21 protein-coding genes are annotated in these 25,377 nt (G+C 74.6%); 7 read left to right on the top strand and 14 right to left on the bottom strand.

What is annotated here, in order from left to right; genetic code table 11:
• Positions 1 to 58: 58 nt before the first annotated feature.
• Positions 59 to 238, bottom strand: a complete 180-nt coding sequence (locus ANAEK_RS22225) for a hypothetical protein (protein WP_012528380.1) — start codon at positions 236 to 238, stop codon at positions 59 to 61.
• Positions 239 to 304: 66 nt separating this feature from the next.
• Between ANAEK_RS22225 and ANAEK_RS22230 the strand changes: the two genes are divergently transcribed.
• Both ANAEK_RS22230 and ANAEK_RS22235 read left to right on the top strand, forming a co-directional pair.
• A complete protein-coding gene (locus tag ANAEK_RS22230) occupies positions 305 to 1,957 on the top strand; it encodes an HNH endonuclease signature motif containing protein (protein ID WP_232288319.1) in 1,653 nt (550 codons plus the stop codon).
• A gap of 155 nt (positions 1,958 to 2,112) precedes the next feature.
• The gene (locus ANAEK_RS22235; RefSeq protein ID WP_012528382.1) at positions 2,113 to 3,696 is read left to right on the top strand and encodes a glycosyltransferase; all 1,584 of its coding nucleotides are present in this window, start codon (positions 2,113 to 2,115) and stop codon (positions 3,694 to 3,696) included.
• On the opposite strand, the gene ANAEK_RS22240 is transcribed toward ANAEK_RS22235, so the two are convergent.
• The 3 genes from ANAEK_RS22240 to ANAEK_RS22250 form a co-directional block, all read right to left on the bottom strand.
• Positions 3,680 to 5,329: a capsule assembly Wzi family protein gene (locus tag ANAEK_RS22240; RefSeq protein ID WP_012528383.1), complete on the bottom strand. Its 1,650-nt coding sequence runs from the start codon at positions 5,327 to 5,329 to the stop codon at positions 3,680 to 3,682. The two genes, ANAEK_RS22235 and ANAEK_RS22240, sit on opposite strands and share 17 nt — an antisense overlap.
• 46 nt (positions 5,330 to 5,375) lie before the next feature.
• Entirely contained in the window at positions 5,376 to 6,668 is a 1,293-nt protein-coding gene (locus ANAEK_RS22245; RefSeq protein WP_012528384.1) for a glycosyltransferase family 4 protein, read from the bottom strand.
• Positions 6,669 to 6,827: 159 nt separating this feature from the next.
• Positions 6,828 to 7,682 carry a glycosyltransferase family 2 protein gene (locus ANAEK_RS22250; protein ID WP_012528385.1) on the bottom strand — a complete coding sequence of 285 codons (855 nt, stop codon included), beginning with the start codon at positions 7,680 to 7,682 and terminating at the stop codon, positions 6,828 to 6,830.
• 45 nt (positions 7,683 to 7,727) lie between these two features.
• On the opposite strand from ANAEK_RS22250, the gene ANAEK_RS22255 reads away from it, so the two are divergent.
• Positions 7,728 to 8,669: a glycosyltransferase family A protein gene (locus tag ANAEK_RS22255; RefSeq protein ID WP_012528386.1), complete on the top strand. Its 942-nt coding sequence runs from the start codon at positions 7,728 to 7,730 to the stop codon at positions 8,667 to 8,669.
• Here the strand turns inward: ANAEK_RS22255 and wecB are convergent.
• Positions 8,659 to 9,795 (bottom strand): non-hydrolyzing UDP-N-acetylglucosamine 2-epimerase, encoded by a 1,137-nt coding sequence (gene wecB / locus ANAEK_RS22260; protein ID WP_012528387.1) that lies wholly within the window; start codon positions 9,793 to 9,795, stop codon positions 8,659 to 8,661. The two genes, ANAEK_RS22255 and wecB, sit on opposite strands and share 11 nt — an antisense overlap.
• Before the next feature lie 130 nt (positions 9,796 to 9,925).
• Here wecB and ANAEK_RS22265 point away from each other — a divergent pair, with 130 nt between their 5' ends.
• The gene (locus ANAEK_RS22265; RefSeq protein ID WP_012528388.1) at positions 9,926 to 10,813 is read left to right on the top strand and encodes an NAD-dependent epimerase/dehydratase family protein; all 888 of its coding nucleotides are present in this window, start codon (positions 9,926 to 9,928) and stop codon (positions 10,811 to 10,813) included.
• Between the two features lie 50 nt (positions 10,814 to 10,863).
• On the opposite strand, the gene ANAEK_RS22270 is transcribed toward ANAEK_RS22265, so the two are convergent.
• A complete protein-coding gene (locus ANAEK_RS22270) occupies positions 10,864 to 12,117 on the bottom strand; it encodes a hypothetical protein (RefSeq protein WP_012528389.1) in 1,254 nt (417 codons plus the stop codon).
• Between the two features lie 98 nt (positions 12,118 to 12,215).
• Here ANAEK_RS22270 and ANAEK_RS22275 point away from each other — a divergent pair, with 98 nt between their 5' ends.
• On the top strand, positions 12,216 to 13,133 hold the full coding sequence (locus ANAEK_RS22275) for a nucleotidyltransferase family protein (protein ID WP_232288320.1): 918 nt from the start codon (positions 12,216 to 12,218) through the stop codon (positions 13,131 to 13,133).
• A 60-nt stretch (positions 13,134 to 13,193) separates the two neighbouring features.
• Entirely contained in the window at positions 13,194 to 14,501 is a 1,308-nt protein-coding gene (locus tag ANAEK_RS22280) for a UDP-glucose/GDP-mannose dehydrogenase family protein (protein WP_012528391.1), read from the top strand.
• Positions 14,502 to 14,519: 18 nt separating this feature from the next.
• Here ANAEK_RS22280 and ANAEK_RS22285 read toward each other — a convergent pair whose 3' ends face one another.
• The 5 genes from ANAEK_RS22285 to ANAEK_RS22305 form a co-directional block, all read right to left on the bottom strand.
• Positions 14,520 to 15,215, bottom strand: a complete 696-nt coding sequence (locus ANAEK_RS22285; RefSeq protein ID WP_012528392.1) for an LON peptidase substrate-binding domain-containing protein — start codon at positions 15,213 to 15,215, stop codon at positions 14,520 to 14,522.
• A 1-nt stretch (position 15,216) separates the two neighbouring features.
• The gene (locus tag ANAEK_RS22290; protein ID WP_012528393.1) at positions 15,217 to 17,664 is read right to left on the bottom strand and encodes a sodium-translocating pyrophosphatase; all 2,448 of its coding nucleotides are present in this window, start codon (positions 17,662 to 17,664) and stop codon (positions 15,217 to 15,219) included.
• A gap of 197 nt (positions 17,665 to 17,861) precedes the next feature.
• Entirely contained in the window at positions 17,862 to 18,446 is a 585-nt protein-coding gene (locus ANAEK_RS22295) for a biopolymer transporter ExbD (RefSeq protein WP_012528394.1), read from the bottom strand.
• Between the two features lie 15 nt (positions 18,447 to 18,461).
• Positions 18,462 to 18,950, bottom strand: a complete 489-nt coding sequence (locus ANAEK_RS22300) for a biopolymer transporter ExbD (protein ID WP_012528395.1) — start codon at positions 18,948 to 18,950, stop codon at positions 18,462 to 18,464.
• Positions 18,951 to 18,953: 3 nt separating this feature from the next.
• Positions 18,954 to 19,628: a MotA/TolQ/ExbB proton channel family protein gene (locus ANAEK_RS22305; RefSeq protein ID WP_011423355.1), complete on the bottom strand. Its 675-nt coding sequence runs from the start codon at positions 19,626 to 19,628 to the stop codon at positions 18,954 to 18,956.
• Between the two features lie 262 nt (positions 19,629 to 19,890).
• Here ANAEK_RS22305 and ANAEK_RS22310 point away from each other — a divergent pair, with 262 nt between their 5' ends.
• Positions 19,891 to 21,552: a hypothetical protein gene (locus tag ANAEK_RS22310; protein ID WP_012528396.1), complete on the top strand. Its 1,662-nt coding sequence runs from the start codon at positions 19,891 to 19,893 to the stop codon at positions 21,550 to 21,552.
• Between the two features lie 72 nt (positions 21,553 to 21,624).
• Here the strand turns inward: ANAEK_RS22310 and ANAEK_RS22315 are convergent, their stop codons facing one another.
• From ANAEK_RS22315 to larB, 3 genes are all read right to left on the bottom strand, one after another.
• Positions 21,625 to 23,277, bottom strand: coding sequence for a nitrogen regulation protein NR(II) (locus ANAEK_RS22315; protein ID WP_232288322.1), 1,653 nt, complete (start codon positions 23,275 to 23,277; stop codon positions 21,625 to 21,627).
• Positions 23,278 to 23,429: 152 nt separating this feature from the next.
• The gene (gene larC / locus ANAEK_RS22320; protein ID WP_012528398.1) at positions 23,430 to 24,617 is read right to left on the bottom strand and encodes a nickel pincer cofactor biosynthesis protein LarC; all 1,188 of its coding nucleotides are present in this window, start codon (positions 24,615 to 24,617) and stop codon (positions 23,430 to 23,432) included.
• A gap of 13 nt (positions 24,618 to 24,630) precedes the next feature.
• Entirely contained in the window at positions 24,631 to 25,374 is a 744-nt protein-coding gene (gene larB / locus ANAEK_RS22325) for a nickel pincer cofactor biosynthesis protein LarB (RefSeq protein WP_012528399.1), read from the bottom strand.
• Positions 25,375 to 25,377: the final 3 nt, after the last annotated feature.

Raw genomic sequence — 25,377 nt, forward strand, 5'->3', positions numbered from 1 at the left:
GCCGGTTTGCCGCAGCGGCGCCCTGGCTGGCGGGGGTGAGCGGCGGGGTGAGCGGCGATCAGGGGGCGGTCGCGGAAGCCGGCACCTCGCCCCAGCCCTGCGACAGGAGGTGCTCTCGCACGGGCACGAGCGCCGCGCGCAGGTTCTTGAACGGCAGGTGCCGATCGTGCTGCAGGCGGCCCACGACGATGCCGGGGTGGCGGCCGATCTCGGCGGCGAAGGCCTCGGGGCAGCGCATGACCTCCCATCGCGCTGCGTCGCGAGCATACGCAGAGTGTCAGACACTCCCGGTATGGCTCGATGCGTGGACGCCGCCGCTCGCCAGCCGCCGGGCACCCCGCCGCCCGGCCTCGATCTCCAGGCCCTCTCGGCCCACGCCTGGGCGCTCGAGCTGCCCACGCCGCGCGAGCGCCGCTCGGTGCTGCGCCACGAGGCGGCGGAGCTGATCGACGGGCTGCTGGTCCGCGTGGCTCGGAGCCAGGGTGCCGTCGACTTGGCGATCGGCGACGGGCTCGCGGCGCTCTCCCGCGGCCCGGGCGTGCTCGCGCTCGGGTTCTCGAGCGTGGGCGACTACGCGCGCGAGCGGCTCGGCATCGCCGCGAGCACGGCGCAGAAGCTCGCGAGCCTGTCGCGGGGACTCCGCGAACGGCCGCTCCTGCGCGAGGCGGTCCGGCGCGGCGAGGTGAGCACGCGCAAGGCGCAGACCGTCCTGAAGGCCGCTCGCGGCGTGGACGAGGCGGCCTGGGTGGCGCGGGCGCGCACCGAATCGGTCCGGGGGCTGGCGGCGGCGGTCCGGCGCGCCGGGGGATCGCTGCCGGAAGAGCAGCCGGAGCGGCTCGTACGCATCGACGTGCCGCTCACCCGGAGCGGCCGCCCCTGGTTCGACGAGGCGCTCGCGCTTGCGGGCCGGATGCTGGGAGGGAACGCCCCGCGCTGGGCGAGGGTCGAGATCATGTGCCAGGAGTTCCTGTCCTCCCACCCGGAGCCGCTCGAGCCGGACGGCCGGGTGCAGGGCGCGGACGAGGCGGAGGAGGACTGGCCCGGCGATGCCCGCAGCGAGTGGCTGGCCGCCGCGATGGAGGCGCTCGAGGCCGAGACGGACCGCTGGTCGTATCTCGAGGTGCTCGACCCGGTGGCGGCGCCGCCCTCGCCGGACGACGACGCGCCCACCCCGCCGGTCCTCGACGCGCGCCTCGGCGAGCTGGCGGCGCAGCGCGACCGCTGGGACGCGCTGGTGGGCCACCTGGGCCTGCTCATGATGAGCCTGCGCCTGTGGCGCGAGGCGGGCTTCGCCTCCTTCTCGCACTACTGTGCCGAGCGCCTCGGCATGTCGGGCCGCGCGGTGGAGCAGCGCGCCGCCCTGGAGCGGCGCCTGTACGAGCTGCCGGCGCTCCGCGAGGCGATGGCGGCGCGGCGCATCTCCTACGAGAAGGCCCGCGTCATCGCCGCGGCCGCGGACGGCGACACGGTCCACGCCTGGATCGCGCGCGCCGAGACCACCCCGTGCGTCGCGCTCCGCCGCGAGGCGGACGCGCGGGAGGACGCGCAGATGTGCGCGCGCGGCGACATGCCGGTTCGCATGCCTCGCCGGGTGCTCTCTCTGCTCGAGGCGGTGGTCCGCGCGGCCCGTGATGCGGCGGGGACCCGGCTGAGCGACGAGACGTGCCTCGAATGGATGGCGCTGCACTTCCTCCAGACGTGGCTCGACGCCGTCCCGCCACCGCGGTCGCGCCACCAGCGCGTGCTCGAGCGCGACGGGGGCCTCTGCACGATGCCGGGCTGCTCCCGGAGCGCGGTCCATGCGCACCACATCCGGCTCCGCTCCCGGGGCGGCTCCGACGATCCCTCCAACCTGACCTCGCTGTGCCTCGCCCACCACCTGGGCGGCGTACACGGTGGGTTCATCGAGCTGTCCGGGACGGCGCCGCACGGGCTCCACGTGCGGGTCAGGCGCTGAAGGGGGCGCGCTGCGCCGCACCATCGCCACCGCACCCAGGCCCGGGCACGGGCACCCTCGCCGGCCCGACCTCGGCGGTACGACTCGGCGGCGGCTCGCCCGCTCCCCGGCTGCGGGTACCCCGCGATGCCTGCGTCTGCTAGAACCGCACCGCGATGACCTCCCTCTCCGTCCTCGTCCCCGTCTACAACGAGCAGCACCTCGTCTCGACCTCGCTCGCCCGGCTCGAGATCCTGGAAAGCTCGCCGCACCTCGAGCGCGTGCAGGTGGTGGTGGTGGACGACTGCTCGCGCGACGCCACGGGCGAGGTCCTGCGCGCCTTCGCCGCGGCGCGCGGCGTGCAGTGGCTGGAGAACGGGCCCATCGAGAACGGCGTGGAGCTGTGCGGGCACGGCCGCCAGGGCAAGTTCCAGTGGGTGTTCCTCCGCCACGTCATGAACGGCGGAAAGGGTCGCGCCATCCGCACCGCGCTCGCCGAGGCGGACGGCGAGCTGTCGGTGATCCACGACGCGGACCTCGAGTACCACCCGCGCGACCTCGTCCGGATCGTGAAGGTGTTCGTGGAGGAGGAGGCGGACGCGGTGTTCGGCTCGCGCTTCGCCGGCGGCGAGGCGCGGCGCGCGCTCTTGTTCCGCCACGAGCTGGGCAACCGGCTGCTCACGTTCCTCACCAACTGGGTGACCAACGTGAACCTGACCGACATGGAGACCTGCTACAAGGCGGTCCGCACCGACCTCCTGAAGTCGATCCCCATCGTCTCGAACGACTTCCGCCTCGAGCCCGAGCTGACCATCAAGCTCGCGAAGCGCGAGGCGCGCATCTTCGAGATCCCCATCAGCTACTCGGGGCGCACCTACCAGGAGGGCAAGAAGATCAACTGGCGGGACGGCGTGAAGGCACTGTGGGCCATCACCCGCTTCTGGCTCTCCGACCACGTCTACCAGGAGGACGCGTACGGCTCGCAGATCCTGGGGCGGCTCGCCCGCGCGCCGCGCTTCAACGCCTGGATGGCGGACGTGATCCGGCCGTTCTGCGGGCAGCGCGTGCTCGAGATCGGCAGCGGGACCGGCAACCTCACCCGGCGCCTCGTCCCGCGCAACACCTACGTCGCCTCGGACGTGAACCCGCTCTACCTCCAGACGCTCCGCGGCCTCACCGTCGATCGCCCCTACCTCGACGTCACGCTCACCGACGTCACCCGGGGCGAGTCGTTCCCGCAGGTGGAGGGCGGCTTCGACACGGTGGTGTGCCTCAACATCATCGAGCACGTGGACGACGACCTCGGCGCGCTCCGGAACGTCCGCGCGGCGCTCGCCGAGACCGGCCGCGCCATCGTGCTCGTGCCGCGCGGCCCGGAGCTGTTCGGCACGCTCGACGAGGTGCTGGGGCACAAGCGGCGCTACACCGAGAACGCGCTCGTGGAGCTCGCCACCCGGGCCGGCTTCGAGGTGCAGGAGCTGCTCCACTTCAACCGGGTGGGCACGCCGGCCTGGTGGCTGAACGGGAAGCTCCTGAAGCGCCGCTCCTTCGGCCTCCTGCAGATCAAGGCGCTCAACCTGCTCACGCCGCTGTTCCGGGTGATCGACCGCGCGCTGCCGTTCGCGCCGCTCTCGCTCATCGCGGTGCTGCGGCCCACCTCGGCGCGCCCCGCCGCGGCCGGCGCGGGCCCGGACGCCGCCGCCGGGACGGACGGCGAGCCGGGCGGCCCGATCGATCCGGACGTCAGCGCGTCGGCATGATGGGCAGCGCGAGCTGCACGAGCAGGCGCAGGTTGGGCTCGTTGCGCGGCAGGAACGCCCGCGACCAGCGGTAGGACGCGCTCGCGTCCCACGACACCTCGAACGGCCCGGCGAGGAGGAGCTGCCGCGCGCCCGCGGTGACCTCGACGTCGTGCGTGTAGCGATCGTCGCGCAGCGGCTCGATGCTGGCCCAGTAGTACGCGTTGTCGCGGCGCACGCGCTCGAGGTACCCGCCGATCCGGCCGCGCCGACCGAACACGTCCACGGCCAGCGTCTGGCTGTCCGAGCCGGGGCCGATGGACGCGCCGAGGAGCTGGCCCTCGTTCGTCCAGGAGAGATCGCGCGCGTGCGTGTACCAGGTCGGCATGCCGCGCAGGCTGTCGGTCGGCCGCACCTGCTGCAGCGCGGTCGCCTCGAGCTGGAGGCGCACGGTGCGCCCGCCGGCGGTGAAGAGCTTCTGCAGCCCGAGCAGCCAGGCGGCGGTCTCGTCCGGCTCGCGGACGTACTGGTAGAACGAGCCCTCGTGGTCCTCGCGGCCGAACTCGCCGTAGAGCTCGAGGCGCGACTCGGGGAACACCCAGCGCGCGAACAGCGAGGCGAGCTGGTTGTCGTTCGGGTTGTTGCCGGTGGGATCGTCGTACCAGCCCTTCAGGTCGTTCTTGCGCGGGCTCTGGAACATCGCGAACCAGTCCCGCGTCTGCAGCTCGTCCCACACCTGCACGAAGTGGCGCGAGAGGCCCACCGTCAGCCCGGGCACCCAGCGCGGCGTGTAGTCCACCACCAGGCCGCTCACCATCGGGTGCGTCGGGTGCGTGACGTAGGTCGAGCGCGACAGGCGCCCCCAGTACACCAGCACCTCGGCGGTGCCGATGCCGATGTTCGCCGGGCGCGAGGTCCCCACGAACGCGTGCGGGAAGCCGGGCGCGGCGTTCGTCATGGTGAGCGAGTTGCGCAGGCCGGGCCCGAGCCAGAGGTTCTCGGTGGAGATCCCCACCGCCACGTTCCACGCGTCGGCGCGCAGGTAGCTCTGGCCCAGGCTCCAGTCGGAGAACGGCCCCGCGCCGAAGCGCTGCGGGTAGTCGATGCCGTCGCCGTAGAACGGGTTCCGGTAGGCGAGGTCTCCGGCCTGGCCGTTGTGACGCATGGTGAACCAGCGGTTCTGCGACCAGGAGACGGCCGGCGCGAGCGCGCCGGAGAACGGGCCCCAGCGGAACGCCGCGCCGCCGGAGAGCATCGAGGAGGTCCCACGCCCGGCCCAGAGCAGGCCGTCGTTGCCGGTCCCGCTCGCCGCGGTCCCCCCGCCGGACGGATAGTGCGAGTTCCAGGCGGCGTCGAGCCGGAGCGGCACGAGCCGGATGCCGTCCGCCCCGGCGCCGGCCTCGAGCGCGGCGGTGTCCCAGGGGAGCGCGCCCTCCGCGCAGCGCGCCTCGACCCGGGCGCCGCCGCGCCGGATGGCGCGCGGCGAGAGCGGGACCGCGCCGGACAGCTCGCCCAGCCGGAGCAGCTCGTCGGCGGGCGTGCCGATCCCGTCCACCGCGAGCGGGATCGGGGTGCACTCGCCCCTTGCGGCGAGCGGTACGGCGGCGAGGAGGGCTGCCGGGAGGGCGAGGACGAGCGCGCGAGCGGTTCGCATCGGGCCGTCACTCTAGGCGAAGGCTACCCGCGAGTCACTCCGGCGATCAGAGGACGCCGGGCGCGGGCGCCACGCGGCGAGGGGGCGGCCGCGGCGCGGGATCGGCGACCACCTCGGCCATCACCCGGCACATCCGCTCGGACCACACCGGCATCGAGAACGACGCCGCCGCCACGCGGTAGCCGGCGAGCCCGAGCCGGCGCGCCTCGGCCGGACGCTCCAGCAGGCGGGCCACCGCGTCGCGGAACGCCCCCGGGGTCGCCGGCGCGATGACGCCGGTCGCGCCGGGGACCACGAGGTTGCCGAGGCCGCCCACGTCGGTCGAGACGACCGCGGCGCCCGCGCACATCGCCTCGATGGCGGAGAGGCTCGTCCCCTCGGACCACTCGCTCGGCACGACCGCGAGGTGCGCGCGGCGGTGCTCCTCGACCATCTCGGCGTGCGGCCGCTCCAGCACCGCGACGTTCGGGTAGCGCCCGGCGAGCGCGCGGAGCCACGGCTCCCCGGGGCCGCGGCCGACGCAGCGGAACTCGACCTGCGGGAAGCGCGGGGCGAGGTCGGCGAGCGCGTCCGCCCACAGGAACGTGCCGCGCTTCATCACGAAGCGGCGCGCGAACAGGACGGTGACCGGGCGGCCATGGCGCCACTTCTCGATCACCTCGGCGCGCGGGAGCAGCGTCCCGAAGTTCGGCACGTAGGTGATCCGGCCCGCCCAGTCGAGCTGCGGGAACATGTAGCGCGTGACGTTCGCAACGTTCGTGTCCACCGAGACGGTGCGGGTGGTCCGCGTCACCAGGCGGTAGTGCTGCCGGCGCCGCCGGTGCCAGACCCACAGCTTCCGCGCGTCCCGGACCCAGGTCATGGGCCAGCGGAGCGGGTGGCGCTCGAACGCGCCGTCGTGGACGATCCCGTGGTGGAGGAAGACGCTGGGCTGGTCCTCGGGGCCGGGGACGAAGTCCTCGATGAACAGGATCGTCACCACCGGCCGGCCCGCCGCCTCCTCCCGGGCGGCCCGCAGCAGCGCCGGGAGCTCGCGCGGGCGGCGCCAGGTGCGCAGCGACAGGCCGGGGCGTACCTCGCGCGGCGCAAGCGGCACGCGGCTGCGCTGCAGGTGGAGCACGTCGCCGCCCAGCGCCCGCGCCACCTCGGTGAGCGTGAGCGCGTAGGTCTCGGTCCCGCCGGTGTTGATCTTCCCGCTCGCCGGATCGACGAGCAGGTAGTCCACGATGGCGATGCGCAGGCCGCGCAGGGACGGGAACGCCTCGGCGAGGCCGGTGGTCCAGGCCGCCGTGCCCGGATCGGCGGCGGGCGCGCGCAGCTCGGCGGAGCCGGGGCTCATGGGCGCGGGTCCGCGGGCCCGACGAGCGCCCGCACCTCGTGGCCCGCGGGCGAGGAGCGCGGCCGCGACCGCTCGGCCGAGGAAGCCGGTGGCGCCGGTCAGCGCGACGCGCACGCGGCCCGCCGTTCGAGGTTGGGGATGGGGGAGGCGCGCACCGGCTCAGCCCTTCCGCGACGCCTTCCCGGCGTCCGGGCGGTGCGTGCCGCCGGTGTCCGGCATGCGGCGCACGGCGCGGCTGAGCCGGCGAAGCGGCCGCGCCACAGGCCGGAACCACGCCTTCACCCACCGGCCTGGCAGGCGCGACTCGAGCGCCTCGTAGACGCGCCAGTCCTCGCGCACCGCCGCCGGCAGCACCTGCTCCTGGATGCGTTCCCGCTCGGCCCGCTGCCGCGAGATGCGAGCGGGGTCGTTCGACACGCCCTCCGCGTTGTGGATGGCGACGAGGTGGGGAACGTGCCGGGTGGTGGCGCGCGCCTCGACCAGGGCCCGGAGCAACAAGTCGTAATCGGCGGCGATGCGGTAGGAGAGGTCGTAGCCGCCGAGCCGGTGGAACAGCGCGCGGCGGAACGCGGTCGCCTGGTGCGGAAGCATGCTCCGCATGAGGTGCAGGACGCTCGGGTGATCCGGCGCCCGCCACGGGCGCAGGCGGCCGCCGCGCTCCACCCAGACGTCGCCGTAGACGACGTCCTCGACCGGGCGCGGCGTCATGAGCCGCTCCAGCGCGTCCGGAGCGCCGAGCCGGTCGCCGGCGTTGAGGAACAGCAGCCACTCGCCCTCGGCAAGCGATGCGCCCTTGCCCTGGCCCTCGTAGATGCCGCCGTCGGGCTCGGACACCCAGCGCGCGATGCGGAGTTCCCGGGCACGAATCGCGTCCACGCTGCCGTCCGTCGAGCCCCCATCCACCACCACCAGCTCGAGGTCGCGGTAGGTCTGGCCGAGCACGCTGTCGAGGGTGGCCTCGAGCCCGGCGCGATCGTTCAGGCAGATGGTGACGACGGAGAGGCTGGGGGGCATGCGGGTGCTATTCTACGCCGCCTCCCATCCCCCGCCGAGTCTGTCGTGCCCGATCCCAAGGTCTCCGTCCTCGTCCCCTGCTTCCGCTCCGAGCGCTTCCTCGCGACGGCGCTCGACTCGGTGCGCGCGCAGACGCTCACGTCGTGGGAGTGCGTGGTGGTGGACAACGCCAGCCCCGACGGGACGTTCGCGCTCGCCGAGCGCCGTGCCGCCGAGGACGCGCGCATCCGCGCCCACCGCAACGCCGAGAACCTCGGACCGGTCCGCAACTGGCGCCGCTGCGCCGAGCTCGCGGGCGCCACGCAGTACGCGGCGCTCCTGTTCTCGGACGACTGGTACGAGCCGGCGTTCCTGGAGCGGGCGGTGGCGCTGCTCGACGCCGACCCGGGCGTCGGGATCGTGTACTCCGCCGTGCGCCTCGCCCCCGCGCCCGACGCGCCGGAAGCGGTGGGGCCGGCGCGCGTGATGTACGCGCTCGGGGGGCCGGCCGTCCGGTCATCGGCGGACTACCTGGAGATCGCCTACGACGCCCGGGGCCGGCAGGTGCCGCGGTCGCCGTGCTGCGCGGTGGCGCGGCGCGCGGACCTGGCGCGGTGGCTGTCGCTGGCGCTCCCGGACGGGTACCTGCGCCACGGCGCCGGGCCGGACCAGGCCGTCTACCTCCAGGCCGCGCTCGAGTACCCGCGCCTCGGCCACCTGGCGGAACCGCTCGTGTGCTTCTCGGCGCACGGCGGAAACCTCACCTGGCGCCCCGACGTCGAGCTGGGCTACGCGTCGGTGCTGGCGCACTTCTACGAGCGGTACGCCGCGCGGATGCCGTTCGGCCGCGCCCGCGTGCCCGCCAAGCTCGCCTCGCGGCTCATCGAGCTCGGCGCGCTGGACGAGGGCCGGCGCCTGCGCAACCGGCTCGGGCCGCTCGGCTGGGCGCTGTACGCGAAGGAGGCGCGGAACCGCCGCCGCCGCGCCCGGCGGCGCGTCACGCCGTGATCGGCCCGACGAGCGCGTCGGCGATGCGCTGGCTGGAGCGCCCGTCGCCGTACACGTCCACCTTGCGCGCCATGGCCCGGTAGGTGCCCTCGTCCTTCAGCAGCCGCTCCGACCACTCCAGGATGGTCGCGCGGTCGGTGCCGACGAGGCGCGACACGCCCGCCTCGATGCTCTCGCGCCGCTCGGTCACCTCGCGCATCACCAGCACCGGCCGGCCCAGCGCGGCGGCCTCCTCCTGGATGCCGCCGGAGTCGGTGAGGATGAAGCGGCTCCGCCGCGCCAGCCACACCAGCGTCGGATACGCGACCGGATCGACGAGGCGCACGCCGGGCGCGCCGCCCAGCAGCTCGAACACCGGCTCGCGCACGTTCGGGTTGAGGTGCACCGGGTAGACCACCTGCACCGGGTTCCGCTCCGCCAGCTCGCGGATGGCGACGCACAGGTCGCGGAACGGCGCGCCGAAGCTCTCGCGGCGGTGGCCGGTGACGAGCACGAGCGGCTTCTCCGGGTCGAGCCACTCGAAGCCGCGCGCGACCTCCTGCGCGACCGCCGGGTCGTCCAGCTTCGCCACCGCGAGGTGCAGCGCGTCCACCACCGTGTTGCCGACCACCCGGATCGAGCCCGGCGCGTGCCCCTCGGCGACGAGGTTGTCGCGGGCCTGCGCGGTGGGGCAGAAGTGCAGGTCGGTGACCGCGGCGGTCATGACGCGGTTCACCTCCTCCGGGTAAGGCTTGAAGCGGTCGTGGCTGCGGAGGCCGGCCTCGACGTGCGCCACCTTGACGCGGCGGTGGAACGCGGCGAGCGCCGCGGCGAAGGCGGTGGTGGTGTCGCCCTGCACCACCGTCCAGTCGGGCGCGAACGCCTCCAGCACCTGGTCCACGCCGGCGAGCGCGCGCGAGGCGATGCCGTTCAGCGTCTGGCCGGGCTGCATGATGGCGAGGTCCTCGTCCACCCGCACGCCGAAGAAGGACAGCACGGCGTCCACCATCTCGCGGTGCTGGCCGGTGAGGCAGACGCGCACCTCGGCGCCGGGCCGGGCGCGGAGCGCCTCGATCACCGGCGCGAGCTTGATGGCCTCGGGGCGGGTCCCGAAGACGACCAGGATCCTCTGGGGGGGGCCGTTCACGCGGGCATCTTCTCGCGCCCGGCGCCCGGGGGCCAAGCGTTTCGTGGACGGGGACCGCGCCCCCCGCCACCCGCCGCGGGTTGGCGCGAGGCCGGCGCGCCCGTTAGTCCTCCCGCCCGGAGGAGACACCATGAAGATCTTCGTCACCGGCGCGACCGGGTACATCGGCAGCGCCATCGTGTCCGCGCTCACGCGCGGCGGGCATCAGGTCACCGGCCTCTCGAGGTCGGAGGAGAAGGACGCGGAGCTGCGGCGGCGCGGGGCCACCCCGGCCCGGGGCGGACTGGGCCACCTGGGGGCGCTCGCCCGCGAGCTCGCGGCGCAGGACGCGGTGGTGCACGCCGCGGTGGACTACGGCCTGGGACCGCCGGCCGACGCCGAGGCGGTCGAGGCGATGATCACCGCGGCCCGCGCGGCGGGCCGGCCGTTCTCGATCGTGTACACGTCCGGCGTCTGGGTGCTGGGCGACACCGGCGGCATCGCCGACGAGCGCGCCTCGACCGATCACCCGGCGGCGGCCACGGCCTGGCGGCCGGCGCACGAGCAGCGCGTGCTGGGCGCGGCCGGAGATCGCATCGCCGCGGCGGTGATCCGGCCGGGCATGGTCTACGGCGGCCGGCGCGGGCTCATCACCCCGTGGTTCGACCAGGCCACGCGCGACGGCGCGGCCACCTGCGTCGCCCCCGGCACGCAGCGCTGGTCGTTCGTTCACGTGGAGGACCTGGCGGAGCTGTACCGGCTCGTGGTCGAGCGGCGCGCGCAGGGCGTGTTCCACGGGGTGGACGGCCGGCCGACGCCGGTCGCCGAGGCGGCGGCCGCGTACAGCCGCGCCGCCGGGAAGGGCGCCGTGCGCGAGCTCCCGCTCGCCGAGGCGCGCAAGGCCATGGGGCCGATGGCGGACGCGCTCGCCATGGACCAGCAGGTGGTGACCGCCCGCGCCGGCGAGGTGGGCTGGACGCTCCGCCACGCCGACCTCGTGTCCACCGCCGCGGACATGTACCGGGAGTGGAAGGCGTAGCTCGCGCCTCGACTCCGGCCGGGCCGCCGGCCGCGGCCGGAGTCGAGAAATCAGGGCTGGTTCGCGCCCGGCGCGGTCGGCCAGGGCGGGCTCGCGCCGCGCAGGCCGGTGGCGGCGGTCTGGCGGAGGAACGCGCCCACCCCGCGGTAGCCGTGCAGCCGGTTCGCGTGCGCCACCACCTCGACCTCGCCGCCGCCCGCCAGCGCCCGCGCCACCAGCGCCTCGCCGAGCTGCTGCACGGTGTGCAGGTCGCCGCCGCAGTACGGGCACAGGTCCGCGCCGTGCGACGCCCCGAGCGCGGTGCAGCGGTCGCACTGCCAGCCGGCGCGCTGGAAGTCCTCCTCCAGCACCAACCGGTGCACCCGGCCCTCGTTCACCGCCTGGACCACGTCCTCCGGCCCCACCACGCCCAGCCCCCCGCGCAGCGCCTCCCCCACCAGCGCCTCGATCACGCGCCGCTCGGCCTCGCGCTCGTGCTCGGCCACCGCCTCGGCCGCCCCGGCCACCACGCCGTCGCGCCGGGCCCCGTCGGCGGACTCCCACTCGCGCGGGCGCGGCAGGCGCGCGATCACCCGCGCGCGGAGCCGCTCCGGCAGCGCGCGCTCGAACGCGGCCACGTTCCCGGCGGTGCCCACCAGCACGAGGTGCGCGCCCGGCGTCCGCGCGAGCAGCGCCTGCACCTCCTCGGCGGCGGCCCGCCGGTTCTTCCGGATGAACGTGTCCTGGTGCCGCGCGTCCTTCTCCTGCCGCTCGAAGTGCTGCCCGGGCCGCGCCGCGCCGGGGTCGAACGTGTCCTTCTCGCGCCGGGGCACGAAGCCGCGCAGGCTCGACTCCACCGCCAGGTCGCCGAGGCGCACCTCGTACACGTCGGCGCCGGCCTGGTTCGGCACCACCACCACGGCGGGCTCGAAGTCGTCGGCGAGGCGGGCGAGCTGGGTGAGGTGCGGGATGCCGTCGGTGCACAGCTCGGGCGTGAAGGTGCGCCGGAAGGACATGGGCCGCCAGAGCGCGAGCGCCTCGCACGCGAACAGCGCCAGGCCGTGCTTCTCCGGCGCCTCCTCCTGCGAGGTGAGGCGCGCGACGTGGTCCAGCACGCGGTGCAGGGTCCGGTCGAGCGCGGGCCGGTCCGGCGTGCCGGGGGGATAGTGCGCCAGCGTCTGCCGCACGCGCTCCTGGACGAACAGGCGCACCCGCTCGCGCTGCTGCTCGTCGGCCCAGTGGACGTTCAGGTACAGGCTGACGATGGGCTCGCCCACGCTGCGCATCCGGGCGAGATCGGTGAGCGTCCCGTCGAGCTCGGTCATGTCGGGTCCTCCGTGCGGTGAACCTGCGCACCCAGGCCGCCCCCGGCGCGCCGGGCGGATTGCCGCCGGGCGCCCGCCGGGTTACATCGGGCGGCGCCGTGGCCCTCCTCGACGCCCTGCGCGCGCTCACCTCCTTCTCCCCGCCGGCGGTCCTGCCCGACTGCGAGCCCGGCCTGCTCGGCGACGTGCTCGTGGCCCACGGGCTCGCGCCGCTCGCCTCCTTCCAGCTCGAGCACACCCGGCTCGGCGCCTCGGCGCCGGAGGGGCTCCGCGAGCGCCTGCTCGCCCAGTACCAGGGCGTGGCGAACGACAACGTGCTGAAGATGGTGACGCTGCGCGGGCTGCTCCGGCCGGCCGAGGGCGTGCCGGTGGTGCTGCTCGACGCCGCCGCCTACATCGACTGGCTCTACCCGCACCTCGCGTTCCGGCCCGTGGGCGACCTGCGCGTCGCGCTCGCCGCCGGGGACGCGCAGCGCTTCGCCGACGCGATCCGCGGCGGCATGCAGCTCGAGCGCACCGAGCACGGCGGCCGCACCGCGATCTTCGGGGACGGGCGGCTCACCGTCGCCGCGCAGGAGGGGCTGTTCTCCGGCGCGGCGGCCGATCCGCTGCTGTTCCAGCGCAGCAGGCCGTACCTGGCGTTCGGCGCGTCGGCCGCCCGCCCGTCCGCCGAGGACGCGCTCCTCGGCACGGTGGGCGAGCAGGCGCTCCTCGGCCTGCGCGCCCCGCTCATCACGTACGTGGACGTGCGCGAGCTGCTCCGCCTCGGCCTCGACCGCGAGTACGTGCTCGCCCGGGCGCGCGCGCTCGGGCTCGCGCGCGCGCTCCACGGCGTGAGCCGGCTCGCGGCGCTGTTCTTCCCGGACGTGGCCGACGCGGCCGCGGCGGTGCGCCCGGAGCTGGGGGCCGCCGAGCGGCTCGCGGTGGAGCGGGTGGTGGAGGCCGCCAGCGACCCCGCCCGGCTGCGGCAGCTCCGCGGGGAGGACGCGGCGGCGCGCCTCGTGGTCGCGCCGTGATCGGCCCGGGCGGGGCGTGCTAGATTGCGCCCCTCTGCTTTCCGTGAGGGACCGCTCGCAATGAACATCACCGTCGTCGGCACCGGCTACGTGGGCCTCGTCACCGGCACCTGCTTCGCGGAGTCGGGCCACCGGGTCACCTGCCTCGACCTCGACGCCGCCAAGATCGAGACGCTCCGCGGCGGCGGGATCCCCATCTACGAGCCGGGCCTCGAGGAGCTGGTGCGCCGCAACGTGAAGGAGCGTCGCCTCTCCTTCACCACCTCCTACCCGGAGGCCATGAAGGACGCCGACGTGGCGTTCATCGCGGTGGGCACCCCGCCCGGCGAGAACGGCGACGCCGACCTGTCCTACGTGCTCGCCGCCGCCCGCGAGATCGGCCGGCACCTCACCCGCTACACGGTGGTGGTGGACAAGAGCACGGTGCCGGTGGGCAGCGCCGACAAGGTGGCCGAGGCGCTCCGCGAGGTGACCACGCAGCCGTTCGACGTGGTCTCCAACCCCGAGTTCCTGAAGGAAGGGGCCGCCATCGACGACTTCATGCGGCCGGACCGGGTGGTGGTGGGCGTCGCCTCCGAGCGCGCCCGCGCGGTGATGGCCGAGCTGTACGCGCCGTTCGTCCGCGCCGAGCAGCCGGTGCTGTTCATGGACCTGCGCTCGGCCGAGCTGACGAAGTACGCGGCGAACGCGATGCTGGCGACGCGCATCTCGTTCATGAACGAGATCGCCACGCTGTGCGAGAAGCTGGGCGCGGACGTGGACCAGGTCCGCCGCGGCATCGGCTCCGACCGGCGCATCGGCCACCCGTTCCTGTTCCCCGGGGTGGGCTTCGGCGGCTCCTGCTTCCCGAAGGACGTGCGCGCGGTGATGAGCATGGCGCGCCACCTGGGCCTCGACTTCGACCTGCTCCGCGCGGTGGAGCGCGTGAACGAGCGGCAGAAGCGCTGGCTGGTGGAGAAGGCGCACAAGCACTTCGGCACGCTGGCCGGGCGCACCTTCGGCGTGTGGGGGCTCGCGTTCAAGCCGCGCACCGACGACATGCGCGAGGCGCCGGCCATCACCGTGATCGAGGGCCTGCTCGCGGCCGGCGCCCGGGTCCGCGCCCATGACCCGGTGGCCGCCCAGGTGGCGGACGGCATCTTCCGCGGCCGCGGCGTGACGCTGGTGGACGAGCCGTACGCCGCCGCCGAGGGGGCCGACGCGCTCCTGCTCGTGACGGAGTGGAACGAGTTCCGCCAGCCCGACCTGGCGCGCCTGAAGCAGCTCATGGCGGAGCCGGTGCTGTTCGACGGGCGGAACGTGTGGGACGCCGCCAAGGTCCGGGCGGCCGGGTTCACCTACTACGGCGTGGGGCGGGCGGCCGAGTAGCGCGCCCGGGGCGCCCGGCTAGTTCTCCGGGCGCTGCCCCTTCGACAGCAGCAGCACCACCCCCGCGACCTCCTCGACCACGAGCTCGAGGCGGCGCTCGACCTCGAGCGTCTCCAGCACGCGCTGGCGGGCGTGCGGCTCGGACACCGCCGCGGCGGCCACCAGGTCGGCGATGGCGGAGGCGTCGCGCATCTGCGCCACCGCCTCGGCCAGCGCCGGGGCGCCGGACTCGGGCGGCAGCCGGGTGGACAGCTCGAGCACGAGCTGCCGGAGCGAGGCGACGTCCGGCTCGAGCGCCTCGGGCCCCTCGTCCGGCCAGACGTCGTCGAGGATCTCGGCGCGGAACTCGCGGTAGGGCTTCTCGTTCGCGAGCTCCTGGATCAGCCGCACGCGGGCGACGCCGCGCACCACCAGGTCGTAGCGCCCGTCGTCGTAGCGCTCCTCCTGCTCGATGACGCAGGCGCCCGCCACCGGGAACAGCGGCGGGTGGAGCTGCTGCGCCGCCTCCATGGTGGTGAGCCCCGGGACCGCCAGGATGCGGTCCCCGCGCAGCGCGTCCGCCACGAGCGCGCGGTAGCGCGGCTCGAAGATGTGAAACGGCGTGGGCGTCCCCGGGAGGACGACCACGCCGTGGAGGGGAAACACCTTGAGGGCGGCGCACGCCTTCTCGAGCGCCGCCCTCGGTGACGGCGGAGCGATCCGCTCCGCGCACATGCTAGTGCGCCGGGCTGGCCGCGCCGGCCGTCTCGGTGGACTTCACGCCGTTCTCGATGCGCATCCGGTAGAACGAGCGCCACACGAACACGAGCGCGACCGCCAGGAACGCCGCGGCCAGGCCCACGCGCGCCGAGGTGTCCATCTGGATGGCGAGCTCGACGGCCAGCAGGCCGAACAGCGTGGTGAACTTGATGATGGGGTTCATGGCCACCGAGGAGGTGTCCTTGAACGGATCGCCGACGGTGTCGCCGACCACGGTCGCGTCGTGCAGCGGCGTGCCCTTGGCCTTCAGCTCCACCTCGACCACCTTCTTCGCGTTGTCCCAGGCGCCGCCGGCGTTCGCCATGAAGATCGCCTGGAACAGGCCGAAGATGGCGATCGAGACCAGGTAGCCGATGAAGAAGAACTCGTCGGCGAAGGCGAAGGACAGGGTGGCGAAGAACACCACCAGGAAGATGTTGAACATGCCCTTCTGCGCGTACTGGGTGCAGATCTCGACGACCTTCTTCGAGTCCTCGACGCTCGCCTTCTCCACGCCCTCGAGCCGGATGTTCTGCTTGATGAACTCGACCGCGCGGTAGGCGCCGGTGGACACGGCCTGGGTGGACGCGCCCGAGAACCAGTAGATGACCGCGCCGCCCATGATGAGGCCGAGCAGGAACAGCGGGTTCAGGATCGACAGCTTGGAGATGAGCTCGGGCTTCAGGCCCTGGGTCAGCACCACGATGATCGAGAAGATCATGGTGGTGGCGCCCACCACCGCGGTGCCGATGAGCACCGGCTTCGCGGTCGCCTTGAAGGTGTTGCCGGCGCCGTCGTTCTCCTCGAGGTAGCCCTTGGCCTTCTCGAAGTCGAGGTCGAAGCCGAAGTCACGCTTCACCTCGGCCTTCACGTTGGGCACGTTCTCGATGAGCGAGAGCTCGTAGACCGACTGCGCGTTGTCGGTCACCGGGCCGTAGGAGTCCACCGCGATGGTGACCGGGCCCATGCCCAGGAAGCCGAAGGCGATGAGGCCGAACGCGAACACCGCCGGCGCCATCATGATGCCGCCGTTGACGATGTCGAGGCCGCCCAGCGTGGAGATGAAGTAGCCCGCGCCCATCAGCAGGATGATGACGAGGCCCATCCAGAAGGCGGAGAAGTTGCCGGCGGTGAGGCCGGAGAGCACGTTCAGCGACGCGCCGCCCTCCTTCGACGCCGTCACGACCTCCTTCACGTGGCCGCTGTTCGTCGAGGTGAAGACCTTGATCACCTCGGGGATGATCGCGCCGGCGAGCGTGCCGCAGGTGATGATGGCGGAGAGCTTCCACCAGAGCGTGCCGTCGCCGAGCTCGGAGATGAGCAGCCGGGAGACCACGAAGGTGGCCACCACCGACACGGCCGAGGTCAGCCACACCAGCGAGGTGAGCGGCGCCTCGAAGTTCATGCGGTCGGCGTTGCCGTACCGGCCCTTCGCGACGGCCTCGTTGATCCAGTAGGAGACCACCGACGCGACGATCATCATGATGCGCATCGCGAAGATCCAGATGAGCAGCTGGACCTGGTGGCTCGGATCGGCGACCGCGAGGAGGATGAAGGTGATGAGCGCGACGCCGGTGACGCCGTAGGTCTCGAAGCCGTCGGCCGAGGGGCCCACCGAGTCGCCCGCGTTGTCGCCGGTGCAGTCGGCGATCACGCCGGGGTTGCGGGCGTCGTCCTCCTTGATCTTGAAGACGATCTTCATCAGGTCGGAGCCGATGTCGGCGATCTTGGTGAAGATGCCGCCCGCGATGCGCAGCGCCGAGGCGCCCAGCGACTCGCCGATGGCGAAGCCGATGAAGCAGGGGCCGGCCAGGTCGGAGGGGATGAAGATCAGGATCGCCAGCATGATGAGCAGCTCGACGCTGATGAGCATCGTGCCGATCGACATGCCCGCCTTGAGCGGGATGGCGTAGGTGGGGAAGGGCTTGCCGCCGAGCGCGGCGAACGCGGAGCGGCTGTTCGCGTAGGTGTTCACGCGGATGCCGAACCAGGCCACGCCCGCCGAGCCGAGGATGCCGATGAGGCTCATGGCCAGGATCAGCGCCACCCGGGCGGCGCCCATCCCGCGGCCGCCGTCCGGCCCGGTGGTGAGGAAGCCGAAGTAGGCGACGATGATCACCGCGATGAACGCCCACAGGATCGCGATGAACTTGCCCTGGGTGACCAGGTAGGTCTTCGCGGTCTCGTAGATGAGCTCGGAGATCTCGCGCATCGACTTGTGGACCGGGAGCGCCTTCAGCTGCGCCGCGATCATCAGGCCGAACGCCAGGCCGAGGACGCAGACCACGATGCCGGCGAGCAGCAGCGTCTGGCCGGACATCCCGAGGAAGCGCTCGGAGCCGTTCAGGAGCGGCAGCTTGAGGTTCGCCTCGCCGTGGCCGCTCGCTGCGAGCGAGAGGGAGGTGAGGATGCTGGAAAGGTTCATGGCGGGAACGGCTCCGACGTTGGGAGTACCCGTGAAAACTCGGCTCGTTGCGCGGTGTTGCGCGGCCGGCGGGAATACGGGACGCGGATACTACCGATCCGGCCCGGATCTTGGCAAGTACGCGTTCCCCCGGGCCGGGGCCCGGGGGGCCGGGCGGCGCCCCGCCAGCGGGGGGCGCACGCTCGCCCGGCCTGCGCCTACCCCTCGCCCGGCCCGCCCGGCGCGGTCGCCGCGACGGCGGTGCCGGCGTCCAGGGCGGCGAAGTTCACGCTGAAGTAGCCGGCCACGCCGCAGGAGAACAGGACGCGCTTCACGATCCGGAACGGCACGCCCTTGTCCGCCTGGATGTTGACCGCCCCCTCCCACTTCTTCTCGGGGTCGTTCTGGTGGATGAAGTCCCAGCGCTTCTTCTCGTCGCGCAGGCGCTCCTCCAGCGCGGGGATGTTGAGGTAGCCGCCCTCGCTGTCCAGCTCGCGGACGTCGGCCACCTTCACGCCGGTCACCACCACCTGCTCGGCGCTGATCGCCACCACCGGCGCGATCTCGATGATCTGCCCGTGGCGCGCGTCGGGCAGCTTGATGTCCTTCTGCATGTACAGCACCTCGCCCGTGGACGAGAACTGCTGCAGGAGGAAGATGACGAGCATCGTCATCATGTCGACCATGGGCACGACGTTCAGGTCGGCGTTGGTCGCCTTGTGCGCGCGCGCGAACTTGCCGCCGAGGATCTTCGACTTCTCGAAGCGCTTCGCGGGCCGCTTGCCGGGGGAGACGATGGGCATGGTCGCGCCTGGCTCTCAGACCCCGGTGACCGACACGGACACGAGCCCCTGGCCCATGCACGTGTCGATGACCTGCACGAGGTCGCCGTAGCTGACGGTGTCCTCCGCCGACACGGTCACCGCCGCGGCGTCGGGGTGCTCGCTGCGAAGCTGCTTCAGCCGGTCGTCGAGCGCCTTGTAGTCCTGGCGCGCGGCGCCGCCGGCGCGGTCCATGGGGATCTCCACGTTGAGGCCGGCCGAGGTGGTGAGGTTCATGCCGCGCTCGCTCACCGCCAGCGTCACCATGAGCGCCTTCTGCTGCTCGGTGGTGGGCGGCTCGGGGGCGCCCGCGCCGAACTGCTGCACCTGCAGGCGCGAGATCTGCGTCCACACCGCGGTGTAGAGCAGGAACGTGATGCAGCAGGAGAGGAGGTCGATGGCGGGGACGACGTTGATGACCGCGTCGAGCGCCTTCTTCTTGCGCTTGCCGCCGCCGCCCGCCTCCGGGATCGCGCCGCCGCCCATGCGCTACTCCTCCGACGGGACCGTCGCCGGCAGCTTCATCTTGTCGCGGTTCGCGACGATGAGGTTCAGCACCGAGACCGAGGTCTCGTTGATGTCGTCGAGCATCTGCTGCGACTTGCCCTGCAGCACCGAGTAGGCCACCAGCGCCGGGATGGCGGTGAGGAGGCCGAACGCGGTGCAGTTCATGGCCTCGGAGATGGAGTTCGCGAGGATGGTGGCCTTGTCGGCGGGGCTGGCGTTGGCCACCGCGCCGAACGCGCCGATGAGGCCGACGATGGTGCCGAGCAGGCCGAGCAGCGTGGCCACGTTGCCGAGCATGGCGAGGTAGCCGGTGCGCTTCTCGATCTTGGGCGACTCGCGCAGCGTCGCCTCGTCCATGGCGGCCTGCACGTCGGCCTCGCCCTTCGGGACGTTGATGAGGCCGGCCTTGATCACCGAGACGAGCGGCGTCTTCTTCTGCGACGCGCAGAAGCTGATCGCCCGGTCGAGGTCGCCGCGGTAGATGTGCTCCTTCAGGCCGCGGAGGAAGCCCTCCTTGTCCACCGAGGCCTGGAAGTAGAGCGCGAGCGCGCGGTCCACCACGAGGCCCACCACCACGATCAGCGAGGCGAGGATCGGGTGCATCATCCACCCGCCCTCGTGATAGTGCTTCGCGAGCGCTCCGAACATTTCGCCCATTGCGGTCTCTCTGCCTCCGAGGGTGGGCCGCGCGGACGTCCCACGAACATGCGCTTGCCCGGACGTGGTCTCCGTACCACGCGTTTTTCGAGGGCGTCAACGCGACGGGGTACGCCCCACGCGTACCCTCGCCGCCGGATATCGCGCACCAATTCCGCCGATCACCGCGCGGCCTCGCTCGATGGTGCGACCGCACGCGCCCGGGGGCAATTGCCCGCCGGCGAGCCGCGTCGTACCCTCACGCCTCCGGACGCACCTCCTCATGCCGCTCGACGACGCCTTCGCTCCGTACCGCCTCGCGCCGGGCGCGCTCCCGGAGGAGGCCGCGCGCGCCGCGGAGGCGCTCTCCGCCGAGCCCCTGCTCGCCCCGCCCGCCGAGCCGCTCCCGGCGCCGCTCGTGAACCGCGCGCTCGCCGACATCCCGGCCGGACGCGCCGCCACCGCGAGCGAGGCCTGCCGCGCCGCCGACGGCAACCCGGCCGGCCTCTCCGGGCCGCTCCGCGCCTGCCTCTCCTCGGACCGCCAGCAGGCGCGCGTGGCCGAGGCCGCCCGCGCCGCGCTCGACGCGGGCTTCGCCGGCGTGTGCCTCGATCGGCCCGACGCGCCGCTCGCGCTCGGGCTGCTCGGGGCGGGCTTCTGCGTCGACTGCCAGCGCGCGGTCGGGCGCGAGCTGGTGCGCGAGTACGGCGACCACTTCCAGCCGGTGGACTACCTCGCCCTGGCGCGCGAGGCGGTGGCCCAGGCGCCGGGCGCGGTCACCTTCGACCACCTCCCCTTCGGGCGAGACTTCTGGAGGGTGCGCAACCGCGCGCTCGCGCTGGCGCTGCGCGGGTACGCCCGATCGGCGCGCGACGCGGCTCGCGCGGCGGGGCGCGCCTTCGAGGTGGTGGCCCAGTTCGAGGCGCTCGGCCCGGCCCAGCTCGCGGCGGCGCGCCTGGTGGACGCGACCATCTTCCCGGCGCCGGCCGCGAGCGGCGCCGGCCTGGTCCGGCTGCTCCGCGCCGCGGCGGGGCGCCGGCCGGTGGCGATCGCCACCCAGCCCGGCGACGGCGCGCCGGCGGCGCTGGTCCGGCTCGCCGCGGTGGCCGCGGCCTGCGGCGTGGAGCTCTCCGGCCTCGAGCCCGGCGGCGCGGCCGGCCAGGAGGTGGCCGCGATCCGCCGGCTGGCGCGCCAGCTCGCGGTGCGCGCCGGGCGGCCGCCGTCGCTCGCGGCGCCGGTGGCGGAGCTGGCGGTGCTCTACTCGCCGGAGGCCGACCTGTGGACGGGCGGCCGGCACCGGCGCTCGGTGGAGCGGGCCGGCGACGCGCTCGCGGCGCTGCACGCGCAGGCGCCGGTGGTGATGCGGGTCCAGGACGCGCCGCCGGGCGCGGTGCTGGTGCTCGCCGACGCCGGCGCGCTCTCCGCGCTCGAGGCCTCGCAGGCGCGCCGCCGGCTGGAGGCGGGCGGCACCGTGCTCGCGTTCGGCGCGCCCGCCGCGGTGGACGAGGGCGGGCGGCAGACCGGCGCGTTCCTGCCCGCGGGCAAGCCGGGCGGTGTGCGCGTCGGCTCCGGCACGCTGGTGGAGCTGCCGCCGCTCGCGCCGGAGAAGGGCCCGGGCGGCGCGCCCGACCCGGCGGTGCTGGAGCGGACGCTCGCGTCGCTCCTCGGGCGCGGCCGCCGCGCCGCGCGCGTGGCCGGGCGCGCGCCGGTGCTGGTGGTGCTGAGCCGGACCGGCGAGGCGCTCGACGTGCACCTCGTCGCTGCGGAGCGCGCGCAGGGCGCGACGCTGTTCCTCGGCGAGCACGTGGCCGGCGGCGTCCGCCGCGGCCGCTTCGTCTCCTCCGACGGCTCGGACGTGCGCATCCCGCTCAACCCGTCCGGCTACTCGATCTCGACCGTGCTGCCGAGCTTCAAGGGCTACGCGGTGCTGTCGGTGAGCGCGTAGCTCACCCGCGCGTCCCCTCGACTCCGGCCGTGCCTGGCGGCACGGCCTGCGCTCGGGATGCGCGGACCTCGATCACCCGCGCGGCGGCCGCGGCAGCCGCGGGTGCGTGGGCGTGTCGCCGGGCGGGCGCTGGCGCGCGTCGGCCGGGCCGACCGGGCGCAGCTCGGTGGCGGTGGCGGCGCGGGCCGGCAGGCGGACGGTCACGGTGGTGCCGCGCCCGGCCGCGGTGGAGAGGCTGACGCTGCCGCCGTGGCGCTCCACGATCCCCTGCACGATGGGCAGGCCGAGCCCGATGCCCACGCCGGCGCGGGTGGTGAAGAACGGCTCGAAGGCGCGCGCCGCCACCTCCGGCGGCATGCCCGCGCCCGCGTCGGCGACGGTGAGCACCACCTCGCCGCCCTCGCGCGAGAGCGCCACCCGCACCTCGGCGCCGGGCGGGACCGCCTGGGCGGCGTTCGTCACCAGCGCGAGCACCACCTGCACCAGGCTGGGCCGGTTGCCCTCCACCACGTACGGCCCCTCGCCGCCGTCGCGCACCAGCGCCGCGCCCGATTCCTTGAGCGCGGTCTTCGCCATGCGCCCCGCCTCCTCCACCGCCGGCACGAGGTCCACCGCCTCGGTGCGGGCGCCGGTGGGGCGGGCGTAGGTGATGAGGTCGCGGGCGAGGCGCTGGATGCGCTGGCCCGCGTCCTTGATGGCGCGGAGCTTCTCGACGTCGGAGGGATCCTGCGCGCGGGCGGTGAAGCGCTCGAGCAGCACGTCCGAGTACATCGTCACCGCGGTGAGCGGGTTGTTGAGCTCGTGGACCACGCCCGCCACCAGGCGGCCGATGGCGGCGAGGCGCTCGGCGTGCTCGGCGGCGGCCTGCATGGAGCGGAGCAGGGTGAGGTCCTGGCCGATGAGGATGACGCCCTCGACCTCGCCGCTCGCGCCGGCGATGGGCCCGGTGTTCACCGCCACCCGCACCTCGCCGCCGTCGCGCCGGACCAGCCGCGTCTCGACGCCGTCCACCCGCTCGCCGCCGAGGCTGCGCGCCAGCAGCGCGGCGAGGCGCGGGCGCTCGTCGTCGGGCGCGCGCAGGAGCGCCTCGCCCCCCAGCACCTCGCCGGCGGCGAGCCCGGAGAGCTTCGCCAGCGCGGCGTTCCAGACGATCACCGAGCGGTCGCGGTCCACCGCCCAGATGAGCGCGTTCGCGTGCTCGATCAGCTCCTCGAGGTAGGTCTTGAGGTAGGTGAGCTCGTCGATGGAGCGGACGTTGCGCACGCCCAGCGCGGCGTGGCCGGCCACCCGGCGCAGCAGCGGGCGGTCCTCGGCCGGCGCCCCGGGGCCGCCGCGCGCGTACTCGAGCGAGAGCACGCCGTAGAGCGCGCCCGAGACCGCGAGCGGCACCGAGGTCGCCTCCTCGCAGCCCTCGAACAGCGGCTCCTCCCGCTCGACCACCCGGACGCCGCCGGCGCCGAGGGCGGCCGCCGAGAGCCCGGCCTCCTCCACCGCGCCGCGCCCGAGCACCAGCCGGCCGGGGCGGTCGGGGCGGAGGCGCCCGCTCGCGTAGAAGGTGGTGAGCGCGAGCGTGCGCGGGTCCACCAGCCGGATCGAGAACGCGCGGCCCGGGAACACGGCGTCGAGCGCGCGGGCCAGGGCGCCGCTGATCTGGTCCTCGGCGCGCGCCTCGGCGAGCTCGCGCGAGAGCGTCAGCAGCACCGCGTCGGAGGGATCGGTCGCCACCGGGGGCCGCGCCGGGCGGCGCCTCGCCTTCGGCTTCGGTCGCGGCCTCGGCCGCGCGCTCGGCGCGCGCGCGCGCTTCGCCGCCTTCCGCCCCGGCCTCCTGCGCGTCCCCGCCATGCTCCCCCCCGGCGCGCGACTGTAGCACGCGCCCGCTACCGTCGCCGGGAACGGTACGCCACCAGCGCGGCCGCCATCACCTCGCGCACGGCCACGCCCGCGGCGCGGGCGCACGCGGCGCAGTCCTCGTACTCCGGGTGCGCGCCGAGCTCCCGGCCGCCGAGCCGCGCCACCTTCACCCGCACGCGGCCGTAGGCGGTCTCGACCGGCTCGAGCGCGCGCTCCAGCGCGTCGCGCTCCACCGCGTGCCGGCGCACGCCGAGCGTGGTGGTCTCGGCGAAGAGCGCGCCGGTCACCGCGGCGCGGCGCGCCTCGTCGCAGAGCGCGCCGAGCAGGACGCCGGGGCGCCCCTTCTTCATGGTGAGCGGCGCCGCCCAGGCGTCGAGCGCGCCCGCCTCGAGCGCCGCCTCGATGGCGCGCGCCACGAGCTGCCCCGGGCAGTCGTCGAGGTTCGCCTCCAGCACCCACAGCGCGTCCGGCCCGGGCCCGCCCGCACCGGCCCCGGGCGCCGGCTCGGCCAGCGTGGCGCGCAGCACGTTCGGGCGATCCGGCCAGGCGCGCGTGCCGACGCCGTAGCCGACCCGCAGCGGCACGTGGGCGGGGAGCGGGCCCACCTCGGCGAGCACCGCGAGCAGCGCCGCGCCGGTGGGCGTGACCGCCTCGCCGGGCGGGCCGCCCGGGCGCACCGGCTTTCCCTTCAGGAGCTCCAGCACCGCGGGCGGCGGCACCGGCATGGTCCCGTGCGCGGTGCGGACGAGGCCGCGCCCCAGCTCCGGCGGCGCCGAGCGCACCGCCGGCCAGCCGAGCAGGTCGAGCGCCACCGCGGCGCCGCACACGTCCACGATCGAGTCCACCGCGCCGACCTCGTGGAAGTGCACCTCCGAGACCGGGACGCCGTGCACGCGCGCCTCGGCCTCGCCGATGCGCTCGAACAGCGCGCGCGCCACCTCGCGCGCCCGCGGCGGGAGCCCGCTCGCGGCCACCAGCCCGAGGATCTCGGCGAGCCCGCGCGCGGCGGGCTGCTCGCCCTCCACCACCACGTCCACGTGCGTGCCCTGGATGCCGTGCTCGGCCTTCCTCGTCACCGCGAGGCGCCAGCCCGGGACGCCGAGCGACTCGAGCGCGCGGGCGAGCGCGGCCGCGTCCACCCCGAGGTCGATCGCGGCGGCCAGGAACATGTCGCCGGCGATGCCGCCCACCGGCTCGAGGAGGAGGAGCGCCATGCGGAGCCTCGCTTCACCCGCGGGCGACGAGGCCCGCCACGAACGCCGCGCCGAAGCCGTTGTCCACGTTCACCACCGTGACGTTCGGCGCGCAGGAGTTCAGCATGGTGAACAGCGGCGCGAGCCCGCCCAGCGAGGCGCCGTACCCGACCGAGGTCGGCACGCCGATCACCGGCCGGCCCACCAGGCCGCCCACCACCGAGGGGAGCGCGCCCTCCATGCCGGCCGCGACGATCACCGCGCGCGCGCGCTCGAGGTCGTCGCGCCGGGCCAGCAGCCGGTGGATGCCGGCGACGCCCACGTCGTAGACGCGGATGGGCTCGACGCCCATCACCTCGAGCGTCACCGCCGCCTCCTCGCACACCGGGATGTCCGAGGTGCCGGCGCAGCACACCGCCACCGGCCCGCGCGCCGGCAGGTCCATCCTCCCCTTGCGCAGCGTGCGCGAGACCGGGTCGTAGACGCTGCTCTTCACCGCGCGCCGCGCCGGGCCGGCCTTCGCCGGGGAGAGGCGGGTGACGAGCAGCGGGCCGCGCGCGGCGAGCTTGCGCGCGATGGCCGCCACCTGCGCCGCGGTCTTGGACTCGGCCAGCACCACCTCCGGCATCCCCACCCGCAGGGTCCGGTGCGTGTCGAGCGTGGCGAGGTCGCCCAGGCGCTCGAACGGCGCGCCCTTCAGGGCGGCCACCGCCTCGTCGAGCGAGGCCTGGCCGCGCTTCACGCGGGCGAGGAGCGCGCGCAGGGTCTTCTCGTCCATGCG

It is taken from the genome of Anaeromyxobacter sp. K (genome assembly GCF_000020805.1).
GTDB lineage: Bacteria > Myxococcota > Myxococcia > Myxococcales > Anaeromyxobacteraceae > Anaeromyxobacter > Anaeromyxobacter dehalogenans.